Annotated in this window: 10 protein-coding genes; 7 read left to right on the plus strand and 3 right to left on the minus strand. The window is 72.4% G+C overall.

Going from position 1 to position 14,218, the window contains the following annotated elements:
* Window positions 1–19 precede the first annotated feature (19 nt).
* Complete coding sequence (locus tag NBZ85_RS16415) at window positions 20–856, plus strand: CYTH domain-containing protein (protein ID WP_261557610.1); 837 nt, start codon at window positions 20–22, stop codon at window positions 854–856.
* Here the strand turns inward: NBZ85_RS16415 and NBZ85_RS16420 are convergent.
* The 3 genes from NBZ85_RS16420 to NBZ85_RS16430 all read right to left on the minus strand — a co-directional run bounded on the left by NBZ85_RS16420 (window position 798) and on the right by NBZ85_RS16430 (window position 4,480).
* On the minus strand, window positions 798–1,919 hold the full coding sequence (locus NBZ85_RS16420) for an iron-containing redox enzyme family protein (protein ID WP_261562167.1): 1,122 nt from the start codon (window positions 1,917–1,919) through the stop codon (window positions 798–800). The two genes, NBZ85_RS16415 and NBZ85_RS16420, sit on opposite strands and share 59 nt — an antisense overlap.
* A complete protein-coding gene (locus NBZ85_RS16425) occupies window positions 1,919–2,854 on the minus strand; it encodes a class I SAM-dependent methyltransferase (RefSeq protein ID WP_261557607.1) in 936 nt (311 codons plus the stop codon). Before NBZ85_RS16425 ends, NBZ85_RS16420 begins: the two co-directional genes overlap by 1 nt.
* Window positions 2,855–3,034: 180 nt before the next feature.
* Entirely contained in the window at window positions 3,035–4,480 is a 1,446-nt protein-coding gene (locus tag NBZ85_RS16430) for a serine hydrolase domain-containing protein (protein WP_261557606.1), read from the minus strand.
* Window positions 4,481–4,915: 435 nt separating this feature from the next.
* Between NBZ85_RS16430 and NBZ85_RS16435 the strand changes: the two genes are divergently transcribed.
* From NBZ85_RS16435 to NBZ85_RS16460, 6 genes are all read left to right on the plus strand, one after another.
* On the plus strand, window positions 4,916–5,506 hold the full coding sequence (locus NBZ85_RS16435) for a superoxide dismutase family protein (RefSeq protein WP_261557605.1): 591 nt from the start codon (window positions 4,916–4,918) through the stop codon (window positions 5,504–5,506).
* A gap of 544 nt (window positions 5,507–6,050) precedes the next feature.
* The gene (locus NBZ85_RS16440; RefSeq protein ID WP_261557604.1) at window positions 6,051–6,515 is read left to right on the plus strand and encodes a hemerythrin domain-containing protein; all 465 of its coding nucleotides are present in this window, start codon (window positions 6,051–6,053) and stop codon (window positions 6,513–6,515) included.
* Between the two features lie 285 nt (window positions 6,516–6,800).
* Window positions 6,801–7,385 carry an isopentenyl-diphosphate Delta-isomerase gene (idi, locus tag NBZ85_RS16445; RefSeq protein WP_261557602.1) on the plus strand — a complete coding sequence of 195 codons (585 nt, stop codon included), beginning with the start codon at window positions 6,801–6,803 and terminating at the stop codon, window positions 7,383–7,385.
* Window positions 7,386–9,153: 1,768 nt separating this feature from the next.
* Entirely contained in the window at window positions 9,154–10,572 is a 1,419-nt protein-coding gene (locus tag NBZ85_RS16450) for a family 2B encapsulin nanocompartment shell protein (RefSeq protein ID WP_261557600.1), read from the plus strand.
* 3 nt (window positions 10,573–10,575) lie between these two features.
* Window positions 10,576–12,849: a family 2 encapsulin nanocompartment cargo protein terpene cyclase gene (locus tag NBZ85_RS16455; RefSeq protein ID WP_261557599.1), complete on the plus strand. Its 2,274-nt coding sequence runs from the start codon at window positions 10,576–10,578 to the stop codon at window positions 12,847–12,849.
* Between the two features lie 317 nt (window positions 12,850–13,166).
* A partial coding sequence (locus NBZ85_RS16460) for a serine/threonine-protein kinase (protein WP_261562168.1) occupies window positions 13,167–14,218 on the plus strand: 1,052 nt, incomplete at its 3' end.

Consider the following 14,218-nt stretch of genomic DNA (forward strand, 5'->3'; position numbering starts at 1 on the left):
GGCGGGAGAGGGTGATGCAATGGCTGCCGCGACGGGCAGCACGGCCGTGCTGCGCGCGGCGCAGACATTCTGGCAGTTACCCGACGACGACCTGCACGCGATGGTGAAACTCACCCGCCAGGTGGATCGGGTGGAGCTCAAGTTCGTCGTGCCCACGTCCGCACATCAGCGGGCGTTCGAGGTGTTCAAGATTGCCTCGGCGGCACCTCGGCGTCAACGGGTCTACTACCTGGACACCCCGGACCGGTTGCTGCATCGACGCGGCGTGGTGGTCCGCGTCCGCAGCACCCGGGGCAGACCGGACGACTCCGTCGTCAAACTCCGGCCGGTCGTGCCGGCGAACGTCGCCCCGCGGCTGCGCCAGTCGAAGCAGCTTGTTGTCGAGGTGGATGCGATGCCCGGCTCCTATGTCTGCTCCGCCGCCCTGCGCACCCGACTGGGTTCCGACGACGTGCAGCGCGCGATGGCCCGCCGGAGCCCGCTGCACGCCCTGTTCTCGAAACAGCAGGCGAGGCTGCTCGCCACCCACCTGCCCGGCCCCGGCCACATCGATGATCTCGCTGTCCTCGGACCGATTGAGGCGTCGCGACACCGGTTCACCCCGGCGGGTTTCAATCGCGTGCTTCAGGCCGAAGAATGGACGTTTCCGGACGGCTCCCGCCTCCTCGAACTGTCGACCCGCGCCACGCCGCAGGCAGCCGCGCGAACCGCCGCACGGCTGTCCACCATCCTGCGCCGGCACGGCCTGGACCTCACCGGTCCGCAACGGACCAAGACACGCGCCACGCTCGACTTCTTCAGCGCGGCGCCGGCGGCTGGCCACGCAGGGAGGACAGGCCCTCGTCCCACGCGGTGAGGATCGCCTCCGCGCAGTGGCCTTCGACCGCGGTCGTCGCCAGCGCGCCGAAGACGACGTCGGCGCCCAGAACCGGGTCCTGGGCGACGAGGGTCGCGGCGAGGTCGCGGCCGGCGACCGTCCGGTGATGGGCATCGGCGACAACGTGGACCTCGAAGAAGTGGCGGGCCCCGGCGGCGAGTCCGAGCCGGCGCAGCGCCGCCGCGTAGGCGCCCATCGGCTCGACCGACGTCATCTCGAACAGCGCCAGGTGGCCGACCAGCGCACCGCGCAGCCGCCGGTGCAGGCCGAACAGCGACGGCACGTTGACGGTCGCGAACGCGTGCCCGGGCAACCGGTCCAGGTAGGCGCCCGGACGGGCGTCGAGCTCCAGGGCACGCATGGTCACGGCGAACAGGTTCTGGTGCATGTCGCGTTCGACGCCGTGCCCGTACTCGTCGGCCTGGATCTCGACCAGCGCCGCCTTCGGGGCACCGGTCAGGCGCGGGATCGCCCAGGTATGCGGATCGGCTTCGATGAGCTGGAGCAGCGAACGGTGCATCGCATACTCGCGGAACTGGTCGAGCGTGCCGAGGGTGGCCAGGTGCCCCGACAGGGAACGGCCGCCGGCGCACGCGATCACCTCCCGCAGCGCGGCCTCGACGTCCCCGACCGCCCCGCCGTCACCGCCGGCCTCGTCGCGCAGGCGGGCGAGCAGGGCCGTCTCCAGCTGGCGGCGCACGGCGAGCAGCGACGGCTCCCACTCCCAGTCGTCGTCGACCTCGGCAAAGCCGCGGTAGTGCAGTCCGTAAAGGCAGTAGAGGGCGAGCGGGCCGTCCTCGCCGTACAGCACGTCGTCGTCCGCAGCCGGAGCCGGCCCGAGACCGCCCGCGCCGGGCGCCCGCCGCAGCCGGTCGAGCAGGAATTCGGTCAGCGTTCCCCGGGCCTCGGGCAGGCGCGGTTGACCGAGCTCGGCCGGCGTCAGCACGGCGCCGTACTCCGCCCCCGGCGGACTCGCCGGCCGATCGCCGGCCGGCGCAACGCCGACGTCCCGCGCGATGCCGGGCCCTGTCGCGATGGGCATCAACCGCTCCCCGACAGGCGGGAGGCGGGCCGGTTCGGCACCTCATGCAGCCCGGAAGCGATCCGCACCCGGCGGCGGGCGCCCGCTGTCCGGCTGGCCTCCGCGGTCTCGTCGAGACTGGTGGCGCTGCCCGCCGCGGTGAGGATGCGGCGGAGCACCGTAGCGGCATCGTCGGGCTCGTCGGCCGCACCGGCCGGTGCGGCGTCGCGCACCCAGGTGACCCCCGCGAGCAGGTAGCCCTCCGGGCCGAAGAAGGCGCGGCCCGATCGGGCCAGCTCACCGATCCGGCGGCTGACCCATGGCTGGTGGGAGTACCGGCCGAACGGGATGGGCCGCACCGACCAGTCCGCGATCCGGTAGCCGGCGGCGCGGGCGTGGCGCACCAGGCCCACCGGGTCGGAGATGGAGGCGATCATGAGTAGCACCACGTCCATCTCCTGGGACAGCACGCGCCGCGCGACGTGCGCGCCGTCGTGGCCGCCCCACAGCTGGGATGCGCCGACCGGCCGCGCGACTGCCGGCAGGTAGGGCGGGTTGCCGATCGCGCACCGCGCCCGCCGCACCGCTGCGCCCCCTCCGGGGCCGACCGGCAGGTCCACAACGCCGGCTTTGCGCCCGTCCGCGGGGTCCCCGTGCCGGCGCGCACCCGGTTTGTCGGTGGCGGCGAAGAAGTCGCCCTGGACGACGGTGTAATTTCCCAGCTCCGCCCGGGCCGTGGCCCGGCTCGCGATCCGCGCGGAGTCGGCGTCCAGCTCGTACCCGGTGATCGGCACCCGTGAGCCGGATCGGCGCAGCGCCTCGACGACCGGGCGGCCCGTCCCCGGCCCGAGCTCCACGATGCCGTCGGCCAGCAGCGGCGCAAGGTCTTTCGACGTCAGCAGTCGCTCGACGCAGTGGCCGTAGAAGGTGGATTCGAGCGGATCGAAGAAGGGCATGCCATCGCTCCTCGGCTACGCACAGTGACGAAGTGGGGCGGTCGCACAGCGGTGCGGTTGCTCCAAGTAGGAGTACGTCCGTACGCGCTACGTAACATCTTGCCGGTGGCAGCCCCGCAAAACCACTACTGCCCGTTGGCCGCGGCAGGCAGAGGCGATCGCCGCCGGGGCGTAGGCCGATCAGTCCTGCCCGCCACCCACGTGCGGGGCCGGGCGCCAGCCGTCGGCGTCGACGCCACCGGGGACCGGGTCCGCGGGGTCGTACGGTGACCGGGTGAAGACGAACGAGGCGAGTTCGAGGTGGCGCAGGCCGCCGTCGGGCTGACGCCGCGCGATGAGGGTCTCCCCGGCGAAGTAGCCGTCGACGCCGAGGAAGGTGCCGCGACCGGCGGGGCCAGGGCGGAAACGGGAACACCGGCCGGAGCGGCCCAGCGGCGCGAGCAGCAGCCCGCCGTCCGGCCGCAGTGACAGCGTGTAGGGCGCCGGCCCCCAGTACCAGACGCCGGTGACGTCGAGCGGCTCCCGCCCGGCCACCGGCGCGGGCACCCACTCGGCCGGCAGCGGCGGCTCGGCCGTGTCGACCGCGTCGATCAGGCCGACGGCGAGGTCGACAACGGCGACCCCGCTCGTCGCGTTCGCCATCGCCACCGCCGCCGTCCCCGCCGGCCGGGCCCACAGGGCGGCGACGAAACCGGGCATCGAACCGCCGTGCCCGACGAGCACACCACCGGGTTCGCGCAGCAGCTGCACGCCGAGCCCGGCCCCCAGCCGCCACTCGCCGCTGTCCGGCTCGACGGCAGCCGGTTCACGCATCTCGGTGAGGGTGTCCGCGGACAGCACGGCGTCGGTGTGCCCGGCGAGGACGGCCGACCAGCGCACCAGGTCCGCGGTGGTCGACCAGAGCTGGCCGGCCGGGGCCAGCACGCCGGCGTCGTGGGCGGGCTCGGGCAGCAGCACGTCGGCATGCGGGTGGACGGCGAAGCCGTGGGCGTGGGGCGCGGCGGGCAGCGCGGTCGTGCGGGACATCCCCAACGGCGCCAGCAGTTCGCGGTGCAGGGCCTGCGCCCAGCTCATCCCGCGCAGCCGGGCGACGAGTGCACCGAGGACCGCGAAACCGACGTTGGAGTAGTGATGGCGACGTCCCGGGCGGAACCGGCCCGGGGCCGGGCCGAGCGCGTCGGCGAGGGTGGGATGGGCCTGCCCCGCCACCCGTTCCCACCAGGGCGGCGGGGTCTCCGCCGCGATGCCGCCGAGGTGGGACAGCAGCTGCGCGACCGTGCGGTCCCCGACAGTGGTGCCCGGCAGGTGCCGGTCGAGGGGGTCGCCGAGGGCCAGGCGTCCCTCGTCGCGCAGGCGCATCACCAGCACCGCGGTGAAGGTCTTCGTGATCGAACCGATCCGGTACTGGGTGTCGGCGCCGGCGCCGCCGCCGGCCGGATCGAGTCCGACGGCGCGGCCCCGCCCGGCCGTCCACACCGGGCGGCCATCGCGCGCCACGGCGGCGACGAGCGACGGCGCCCGCCCGCCCGCCTGCTCGGCCGCGACCCGGTGCAGCAACAGCCGCTCGGTGGCGGGCAGCAGGCCCCCGCGCTGTCCCGGCTCCGACCGAGGCGAATCCGGCGGCATCGGCACCCCCCGTCTGGCGACCAGTCCCCGGATCGACGCCCGGCTTCCCCATCCGATCAGCCTCTTTGCCTCGGCGCCAGCGGAACGCGCCCCGTGATCTGGGCGATCGTGGCGCGGCCCGGCCGAGACGACGTCGCGACGGCGGCAAGGTGCTCCCCAGCCCGGTCGCTCCCCGGCCCGGTCAGATCTCGACACTCGGCGAACGATGCGTGACCGCAGCCGCCGGCGAACGCTACTCTCGGGCAATGTAATTCGACCGCGGCAGTGGAAATCCTTCGGCGAGTGATCGAGGCGGCGTCGCACGGGCTTCCCAAAAATGTTGCGGCCCGGGATGGCACTTATTTCCGGCGTGAAATCCGGCTGACTTGGTCAGTCGGCGCCGTCCGCCCTACGATTGCCGCCACCGACCGGAACTCCCGCACCGGAGGGGTCTTCATGCGACGGCGTCTGTCCATCATCGCGGCAGGGCTCGGGCTGCTCCTGCTCACCGCGGGGCCGGCCGGGGCCGCCGGCTCGCCATCCCCGAGTCCGCCCGCGGGCGGCGGGATCATCGCGGAGCCGGGCGTGTTCCGCGCCTGGGACGCTCGGCAGCCGCCCACGGCCGTCACCTACGACGAGCATCTGGTGCCGACGGGCGCGGCGGCGATCGCGCTCGCCGTCCGCGGCAAGCGCACGGTGATCGGTCTCATCGTCCAAGGCCTGATGCCGAATCACCAGTACGGCGCGCACGTCCACCAGAAGGCCTGCGGGGCGACCGGCGCCGCCGCCGGCCCGCACTACCAGAACGTCCCCGACCCCGTCCAGCCGTCGGTGGACCCGGCCTACGCCAACGCGCGTAACGAGGTGTGGCTGGACTTCACCACCGACGCCCGCGGGACGGGATCGGCGTTCGCGGGCGTCGAATGGGACTTCCGGGCCGGCGGCGCGCACTCGATCATTCTCCACGAGCACCACACGGACAGCTCCCCCGGCGCCGCCGGGGTGGCGGGCGCGCGAGCGGCCTGCCTCACCGTGCCGTTGTCCTGACCCGCCCGGTGGGAGCACGTTCGGACTGTGGCCGACGGGAATCGTCCGGACAATCAGGCTGCGCTGCGCGCATTCCGCTCGGGATTTCCGCGCCCCGGCCGTGGTGGTGGATACCGGCGACTCCCGGACCCGTCGGCGCAGTCGTTCGTAAGGCCGTGAACGGGACGAAAGTCCATATAGCGCAAGCGCGTGCCGGCCGATGATGGCGGCAGCGGCGCGCCCCGTGCGCCGCCGGGCGGGGCAGGAGCGAGATGACAGTGCCGGAGCTTGACCGCGTCACCGGTTGCGGCGCGGTCAAGCGGTCGGCCCGTCCCGGCCGGCCGCCGGGCGCCTGGCGGACCTCGCCGGCATCCACGCTGCCCGGACCCGCCCCCATCGGCCCGATTCCCGTCCGCGACCGCGCCTGCGGGCATCCGGCAGAACCGGCACAGCCGGCTCGGAGCATGGTTGCGCCGGTCCCCGTAAGCGCGCGACGGATCCGGCGTATCTCGATCCCCGACGCCGGAAATCAGCCGATCTTCTTCTCCCCGAGGACGGCCCTACTGTGTCTGAATACTGCTGGTGCACGGCCACTCCGGCCATCGAGGACCTGATCCGGGAGCATGACGAGCTGGTCGAGCTTTCGGCCGAGGCGCGTGCGGCCTACCGACGGGGCGACGTCGATTCGCTCATCGACTACTGCTCCCGGATCTCCACGGTTCTCGGCCCGCACACCGTGGTGGAGGAGCGCGGCCTGTTCCCCCCGATGGCCGCCGAGTTCCCCGAGAAGATCGCCATCCTTCGCGGCGAACACCGCCGGATCGAGGCGGTGCTCGCGGGCGCCACCGACGGCACCGCCCGCACCGACCCGGCCTGGCCCGCCCGGGCCGTCGAGATGCTGACGCTGCTACGGCGCCACATCGTCAAGGAACAGGAGGGGCTCTTCCCGGCCGCCCTCGGCGTCCTCAGCAACGAACAGTGGGATCTCCTCGCCGACATCCGCACGGGAACCAGCCTCATCGGCACCTGACCGGCAGGGTCATCGGCCTCCCGCAGGGTCTCGGCTTCCCGCAGGGTCGTCGGCGGCGGGCGCGCGCCACTTCCGGGCTCCCCCACACCGTCGACCGGTCCCTGCCGCGGGCCGGTTCGCCGCCGGTGTGACCAGCGGGATCCGGGGCCGGGCCGCAGCCTGGTCGCGGCGGCGGGAGGATGGAGTGGTGAGGCCACCGACATGGGCCGCGACGCCCGGCGCCCACGCCCGGCGCCCACGCCCGGTGGCCGCGTTCACCACTTCCACCGAAAGCGAGGCCCACGCGTGAGTCCACAAGGACCCGGTACCGCCGTCGACGTCGACGACCAGGTCGTGCTGTTGGACGCCGACCGCCGACCCTGCGGGACGGCGCCCCGGCTCGCCGTGCACGGTCTCGACACGCCGCTGCACCTGGCCTTCTCCTCCTATCTGTTCAACGCGGCCGGCCGGCTACTCGTCACCCGCCGGGCGCTGGGCAAGCGCACCTGGCCGGGGGTGTGGACCAACAGCTGCTGCGGACATCCCCGCCCCGGTGAGGACATCGCCGTCGCCGTCGAACGCCGGGTGGAGCAGGAGTTGCGGCTCGCGCTGACCGACCTGCACCTCGCGCTGCCGGACTTCGCCTACCGCGCCACCGCCGCCGACGGGCTGGTGGAGAACGAGGTGTGCCCCGTCTACGTGGCCCGGGCGGTGGGTGACCCGGACCCGGACCCGGCCGAGGTCGTGGAGTGGCGCTGGGTCGAGTGGGAGAGCTACCGGCAGGCGGCGCTCGCCGCGCCGTGGGCGCTCAGCCCCTGGTCGGTCGACCAGATGACCGCGTTCGGCCGGGCCGCGCACCCGCTGGCGGCCGCCCTCGGCACCGCGGGCTGACCGGTCACCGCATGCGGATGCCCATCCGGGCGCTGCCGGTCGGCACCGGCGAGGCCGAGCACCGCCCGGAGGGGCCCGGTGACCTCAGGACCGCCCCATCAGGGCATGCAGGGGACCCGTCGCCCGATCTAGATCGGTCCACGAGCTAGACCCTGTGGCCAGGATGGGTGAGTTCACTTCGGGCACTCGTAGCTCATTGGTGCTAGTAACAGCCCGCCCCACGTCACGTTCCGTCAACAGATGACCGCAAAGGGATCATCACCCTAAGTAGCTGGCCGGCATTCCGACAAAGCTCTGCCGAGTTACAGTCCTGTCACTTCACTGGCAGCTTCCCCGAAATCGCCGAGATACCGCTGCGCCTCAGCAAGCCAGACCACTTCGACCGGTATGGGGTAACCGAGCGCATCCGCGGCCGCCTCCGCCGCAGCGACCGCCCCCCGCCTCGGCGGCGTTCCTTCCGCCGCACATCGCGCCCAGCACGGATCACGCCTCCGCTGGCATGCACGAATTGCAGCCATGGGCAATGGTACGAAGTCCCGTACCTACCAGGTAGTTAGCCCCGATCAAGCACCACCTTCGTGTCGGATCGCTGGCCGCTCGACGCCGGCCAGGGTCCGGGCAGCCGGGTCCGTTGCGGCGCGCCACCCCGGCTTCGCGCGCGGTCCCGGTCCGGCCCCCCCGCGTGGCGCCCGGCGACACCCGACTGGTGGCCCCACCCCACGGTGAGCCCTCACCGGCATCAGTGACCTGGCGTTCCGCCCGCGCCAGCTGCAGGGCGCGCAACACCGGTCACTGTTCGCCCCCGCTCACCGACACAGTCCGCGCCCCTCCGGTGACGCTCCCGGAGCGGCAAAGGCAGGTCCGCCGGAGCCCGGCGCCGGCTCACAGCGACGGAACGCGCCACACAATGGCCACCGAACGGAGTCACCTGCGCACTCCGGAGGGCGCATTCCGCAGTGTCCCTGGAAGGACGGCCGACTCGGCCGCGGACGGTCCGCAGCCCGCCCGGCCGCCCGGCGGCGGCCCGCACATTCCCGCCTGCCGCCGCACCAGGCCAGGCGAACGGTTCGCCGGCCCGGCCGGCAGCCGAGGGCGCCCACGGCCGACGGTTGCGACGCCCGGCTTCCTTTCAGCCATGCCGGCCGCACCCGGACGGGCAATTTAGATACAACCCTCCGTACGGTTCACCAGAACGCCGGCCATTCATTCCGAAGAATTCTCGGGACCGCGCAAGCATTTACTGTCTGTGACTACGTGCCCCGAGGTGGGGCTAGAAGGGGTCCTCTTACCGGGCCAGTCTCCGATTGGTTCCGCAAAGTGCTTGCCGTCCACGCCACCGGTGCGGGAGGCTTGCCGATGCGCGGCGAGAGACGCGCCTGCCAGCACGAAAAAATGCGCATGTCGGCGAACCGCGCGACACCCACGGGGGTTACTGGTATATGGAGCGCTCAACGGTGCGATCAGCCGTGTCGCGGACGACCGGAGCCCGCGCGTGCCCATTGTTCAGGTCCTGACCTGACGAGGCTGCCAGCCTCACCTCGGACCCGGGTCCCACCGGAAAAAGATCGCGGAAATCGTCGCGATGCCGTCATTCTTCCGTGCGCGGGTTCGGCCTACGGGCGCGCCACCGTTCCACGCCAGCCCCTGGTTTCACCGCACAGCCCCAAGGTTTGATCGCAAGGATTGATCGCCGAGCCTCAAGGTTTCGCTCCATAGCCCAAGGGTTTCGCCCCAGCCCCTGGAAGACCAAGGATAGGTGGATTCTGCCATGACCGAGCCCGTACCGACCGACACCGGAGCGACCGGCCCCGCCGCCCCCGGCGAGGACCTCCGGCTGAGTCTGAGCACGGCGGCCGCGCGCAACCTCGCGACGACCACCAAGTCCGTCCCGCAGATGCAGGAGATCACCTCCCGGTGGCTGCTGCGGGTGCTGCCCTGGGTGCAGACCGCCGGCGGTGTCTACCGGGTCAACCGCCGGTTGACCTACGTGCTCGGCGACGGGCTCATCGCGTTCACGTCCGTCGGGTCCGACGTGCGGGTGGTGCCCGGCGAGCTCGCCGAGCTGCCCGCGCTGCGCGGCTTCGGCGGCGGGGCGCTCGCCGGCCTCGCCGACCGGTTCGTCCAGCGGGAGTACTCCGCGGGCGACGTGCTTGCGGAGACGGGCGCGCCCGCCGACGAGGTGTTCCTCATCGCCCATGGCAAAGTCGGGAAGTTCGGGCCCGGCGCGTACGGCGACGAGCGGTCCCTCGGGGTGCTTGCAGATGGCGAGTACTTCGGCGACGACGTCCTCGTCGAGTCGGAGCTGTCCTGGGAGTACACCGCCCGGGCGTTGACCGCGACCACCGTGCTGGTGCTCTCCCGCCAGCAACTCACCGAGATCACCGGGCGGGACGCCGAGCTCAGCGGGCACCTGGAGGACTACCGCAGCCGGCCTCAGCCGGCAAGCAACAAGCAGGGCGAGGCGGAGATCGCGATCGCCGCCGGGCACTCCGGCGAGCCGGATCTGCCGGGTACGTTCGTGGACTACGAGCTGGCGCCGCGCGAGTACGAGCTGAGCGTCGCCCAGACGGTGCTGCGCATCCACAGCCGGGTGGCCGACCTCTACAACGAGCCGATCAACCAGCTTTCCCAGCAGCTGCGGCTCACCGTCGAGGCGCTGCGCGAGCGCCAGGAGCACGAGCTGATCAACAGCCCCGACTTCGGCCTGCTGCACAATGCCGATCTGCGCCAGCGCATTCACACCCGCTCAGGCCCGCCGACCCCGGACGACCTCGACGAGCTGCTCAGCCGGCGGCGCAGCACGCATTTCCTGCTCGCCCACCCGCGGGCCATTGCGGCCTTCGGGCGGGAAGCCACGGCGCGGGGCATCTACCCGGCGACCGTCCTGTTCCACGACCAGCACGTGCCGGCGTGGCGTGGCGTGCCGCTGCTGCCCGTGAGCAAGATTCCGATCAGCGCCGCCGGAACGACGTCCATTCTCGCGCTGCGCACCGGTGAGGAGAACCAGGGCGTGATCGGCCTGCACCACACCGGGCTCGCCGATGAATACGAGCCGGGGCTGTCCGTCCGATTCATGGGTATCAACGAGAAGGCGATCATCTCCTACCTCGTGACGACCTATTTCTCCGCCGCCGTCCTCGTGCCGGACGCGCTCGGGATCCTGGAGAGCGTCGAGATCGGACGCTGAACCATGCAGCCTTTCACCCTTCCCGAGTTCTACGTGCCTTATCCGGCGCGGTTGAGTCCCCATCTGGAGCAGGCCCGGGAACACAGCAGGGCGTGGGCTCGCGAGATGGAGATGATCGACACTCCCCAGCACGGCATCGCGATCTGGACCGAGCACGACCTCGACGCCCACGACTACGCCCTGCTGTGCGGCTACACCCATCCCGACGCCACCGCCGATCGCCTGAACCTGATCACCGACTGGTACGTCTGGGTCTTCTACTTCGACGACCACTTCCTCGAGCTTTACAAGCGGTCGCACGACCTGGCCGGCGCCCAGGCCTACCTCGACCGGCTCCCCGCCTTCATGCCGGTGGAGGGTGAGATCACCGAGGAGCCGTCGAACCCGGTGGAGCGGGGCCTGGCCGACCTGTGGACGCGGACCGTGCCGGCCAGATCCGCCGACTGGCGGGCCCGTTTCGCCGTCAGCACCCGCAACCTGCTCGACGAGTCCCTCTGGGAACTCGAGAACATCAACGCCGCCCGGCTGGCCAACCCGATCGAGTACGTCGAGATGCGCCGCAAGGTCGGCGGCGCCCCCTGGTCGGCGAACCTCGTCGAGCACGCCGCCGACGCCGAGGTTCCCGCCCGCGTCGCCGCCACCCGCCCGTTGCAGGTGCTGCGCGACACCTTCGCCGACGCGGTGCACCTGCGCAACGACCTGTTCTCCTACGAACGCGAGGTCACCGAGGAGGGCGAGCTCAGCAACGGGGTGCTGGTCGTGGAGCGATTCCTCGACATCGACACGCAGGCCGCCGCCGAGACCGTCAACGACCTGCTGACCTCCCGGTTGCACCAGTTCGAGCACACCGCGGCCACCGAGCTGCCGGCCGTCCTCGACGAGCACGCCATCGACCCGGCGGGCCGGCTCGCGACGCTGGCGTACGTCAAGGGTCTGCAGGACTGGCAGTCCGGCGGGCACGAGTGGCACCTGCGCTCCAGCCGCTACATGAACCGCGAGGCGACGCCCGACGCGGTCGCCGGCCTCGGGCTCGCCGCCGGGCTCGGGGGGGCGGGCAGCCTCGTCCCCGCCGCCGGACTGCCCGGTATCCCGGGGATCCCCAGCCTCGGCACCTCGGCCATCCGGGTCATCCCGTCGCTGCTCGCCACCGCACCGCGGCGGATCCGGTCGTTCGCCAACGTGCCGTTCCGGGTCGTCGGTCCGACCCCGCTGCCGGAGTTCTACCTGCCCTACACCACCGGGCAGAGCCCCCACCTGGACTCCTCTCGACAGGAGGTCGTCCGCTGGGCGCGGTCGATGGGCCTGCTGGACCGGGTTCCGGGCATCTGGGACGAGCACAAACTGCGCGCGGCCGACTTCGCCCTGTGCTCGGCGGGCATCCACCCGGACGCGACCGCCGACGAGCTCGACCTCACGACAGGCTGGCTGACCTGGGGAACCTATGCGGACGACTACTACCCGGTGATCTTCGGTGCGTCCCGGAACCTGGCCGCGGCGAAGCTGTGCAACGAGCGGCTGCGTTCCTTCATGCCGGTGGACGGCCCGCTGACCGAGCCGCCGGTCAACGCCCTGGAGCGGGGCCTCGCCGACCTGTGGGAGCGCACCGCCAGGGGGCTGGAACCCGCCGCGCAGGCCACGTTCCGCCGGGCCGTCGAGGTGATGATCGACAGTTGGCTGTGGGAGCTGGACAACCAGGTCTACAACCGCATCCCCGACCCCGTCGACTACCTGGAGATGCGCCGCGCGACGTTCGGCTCGGACCTGACGATGAGCCTGAGCCGGCTGGCCCGCGGGAACAGCGTGCCGGCGCAGGTCTTCCGGACCCGGCCGCTGCGGGCCCTGGAGAACGCCGCCGCGGACTTCTCCTGCCTGCTCAACGACATCTACTCCTACCAGAAGGAGATCCAGTTCGAAGGCGAGATCCACAATGCGGTGCTGGTCGTCGAGAACTTCCTCGGCTGCGACCGCGGCCGCGCCGTCGAGGTGGTCAACGGGCTCATGACCGCTCGGATACGGCAGTTCGAGCACGTCGTGGACAGTGAGCTGCCCGACCTGTTCGACCGTCTCGACCTCGACGGCGACGCCCGCGCGGCGATCGGCTCCTACGCCCGGGGGCTCCAGAACTGGTTGGCCGGCGTCCTGCGCTGGCACCAAGGGACGCACCGATATGAGGAGGCCGAACTGCGCTACCACCCCTCCGCCGACCGACGGCCCTTCGGTAGCCCAACCGGGCTAGGCACCTCCGCCGCGGACGTCCGCCGGCTGGCCGCCCGCTAGCCCCTCGATCGCCGAACCCGACCGAACGTGCAGGTGAACGTGGGGTAATCGCCTCTGCGTCGTCCGGTCGGGTCGGTTGGTCGGCTGGCCCAAACCCACCCCTCGGGGGTACCAGCCCGACCAGGTCACGTTCACCGACAGTGCTCGCCCGGTAAACATTCCGCCCTAATCGTCCGGGTACAACTGATTTGGTCGGGTAGCGGCGTGGGCCGCGACCGGGCGTGCCGGCGTTCGTGGTGTCGCCGCACCCCCGGTGCCCGACACGGCGGCGCCTGGGCGCGGCCTCGGCGCGACGCAGCATCCGAGGGGGACGTGGCGTGTCCTGGAAGGCTTTGCGGGCGGGCGATCCGCCCGAAGTAGGTCCGTACCGGCTGATGGGTCGGCTCGGCAGCGGGGGCATGGGCATCGTGTACCTCGGCGAGGACGGCGCGGGCACCCGGGCCGCGGTCAAGGTCATGCGAGAGGAGCACACCGCCGACACGGCGTTCCGCCACCGCTTCCACCGGGAGGCCGCGGCAGTGGCCGCGATCGACAGCCCCCGGGTGGCCCGGCTGCTGGCCGCGGACGTCGACGGCGACCAGCCGTGGATCGCCACCGAGTACGTGGCGGGACCCACCCTTTACTCATCGGTCGCCACCGGCGGGCCGCTGTCCGGCGAGGCGCTGTGGGAGGTGGCCCGCGGGCTCGCGGAGGCGCTGTGCGCCATCCACGACGCCGACGTCGTGCACCGCGACCTCAAGCCGGGCAACGTCATGCTGGCCGCGGACGGCCCGAAGGTGATCGACTTCGGGATCGTCGCCGGCCTGCCCGGCATGATGACCGCCTCCGGCGTGGTGATGGGCAGCATCGGTTACCTCGCGCCCGAGCTGCTGACCACCACGCGTCGCCCGCGGCCCGCGGCCGACGTCTTCTCCTGGGGCCTGACGGTGTGCTTCGCCGCCAGCGGGCGCCCGCCCTTCGGCGGCGGCCCCCTGGACGCGCTGCTCTACCGGACGGTCCACGGTGAGGCGGACCTCAGCGGCCTGCCCGGCCCGTTGCGCGGTGTGGTTGCTGCCAGCCTGCGCAAGAGGCCGGAACGCCGGCCGGACGCCCACCGGATCCTCACCCAGATCGCCGCCACCGCAGGCACCGCGGCGGCCGACGGCGCGGACGCCGACGTCGCCCTGCCCGGTGGCCGCACGCCCGTCACCCGCCTGCGCGCGGCCGGCGGCGAGCCGACCCCGACGCTCCCCCGCGAGCGGCGGGCCACCCGCCGGCCCAGGCAGCGGCGCGGCGTGCTGATCCCGGGTGCGGGGGTGACCGCGGTCGCCGCGGCCGTGACCGCCGCGATCCTGCTCGCCACCGCACCGGCGGAGCCACCCAACGCCAT

Origin of the sequence: Frankia tisae (genome assembly GCF_025403405.1) — a bacterium.
In the GTDB taxonomy this organism is placed as follows: domain Bacteria; phylum Actinomycetota; class Actinomycetes; order Frankiales; family Frankiaceae; genus Frankia; species Frankia tisai.

Excerpts from the sequence above, each read along its gene's own strand:
- NBZ85_RS16425 (WP_261557607.1), bottom strand. The coding sequence starts at position 2,854 with ATGCCCTTCTTCGATCCGCTCGAATCCACCTTCTACGGCCACTGCGTC.
- NBZ85_RS16430 (WP_261557606.1), bottom strand. The coding sequence starts at position 4,480 with ATGCCGCCGGATTCGCCTCGGTCGGAGCCGGGACAGCGCGGGGGCCTG.
- NBZ85_RS16420 (WP_261562167.1), bottom strand. The coding sequence starts at position 1,919 with ATGCCCATCGCGACAGGGCCCGGCATCGCGCGGGACGTCGGCGTTGCG.
- NBZ85_RS16415 (WP_261557610.1), top strand. The coding sequence starts at position 20 with ATGGCTGCCGCGACGGGCAGCACGGCCGTGCTGCGCGCGGCGCAGACA.
- NBZ85_RS16455 (WP_261557599.1), top strand. The coding sequence starts at position 10,576 with ATGCAGCCTTTCACCCTTCCCGAGTTCTACGTGCCTTATCCGGCGCGG.
- NBZ85_RS16435 (WP_261557605.1), top strand. The coding sequence starts at position 4,916 with ATGCGACGGCGTCTGTCCATCATCGCGGCAGGGCTCGGGCTGCTCCTG.
- NBZ85_RS16450 (WP_261557600.1), top strand. The coding sequence starts at position 9,154 with ATGACCGAGCCCGTACCGACCGACACCGGAGCGACCGGCCCCGCCGCC.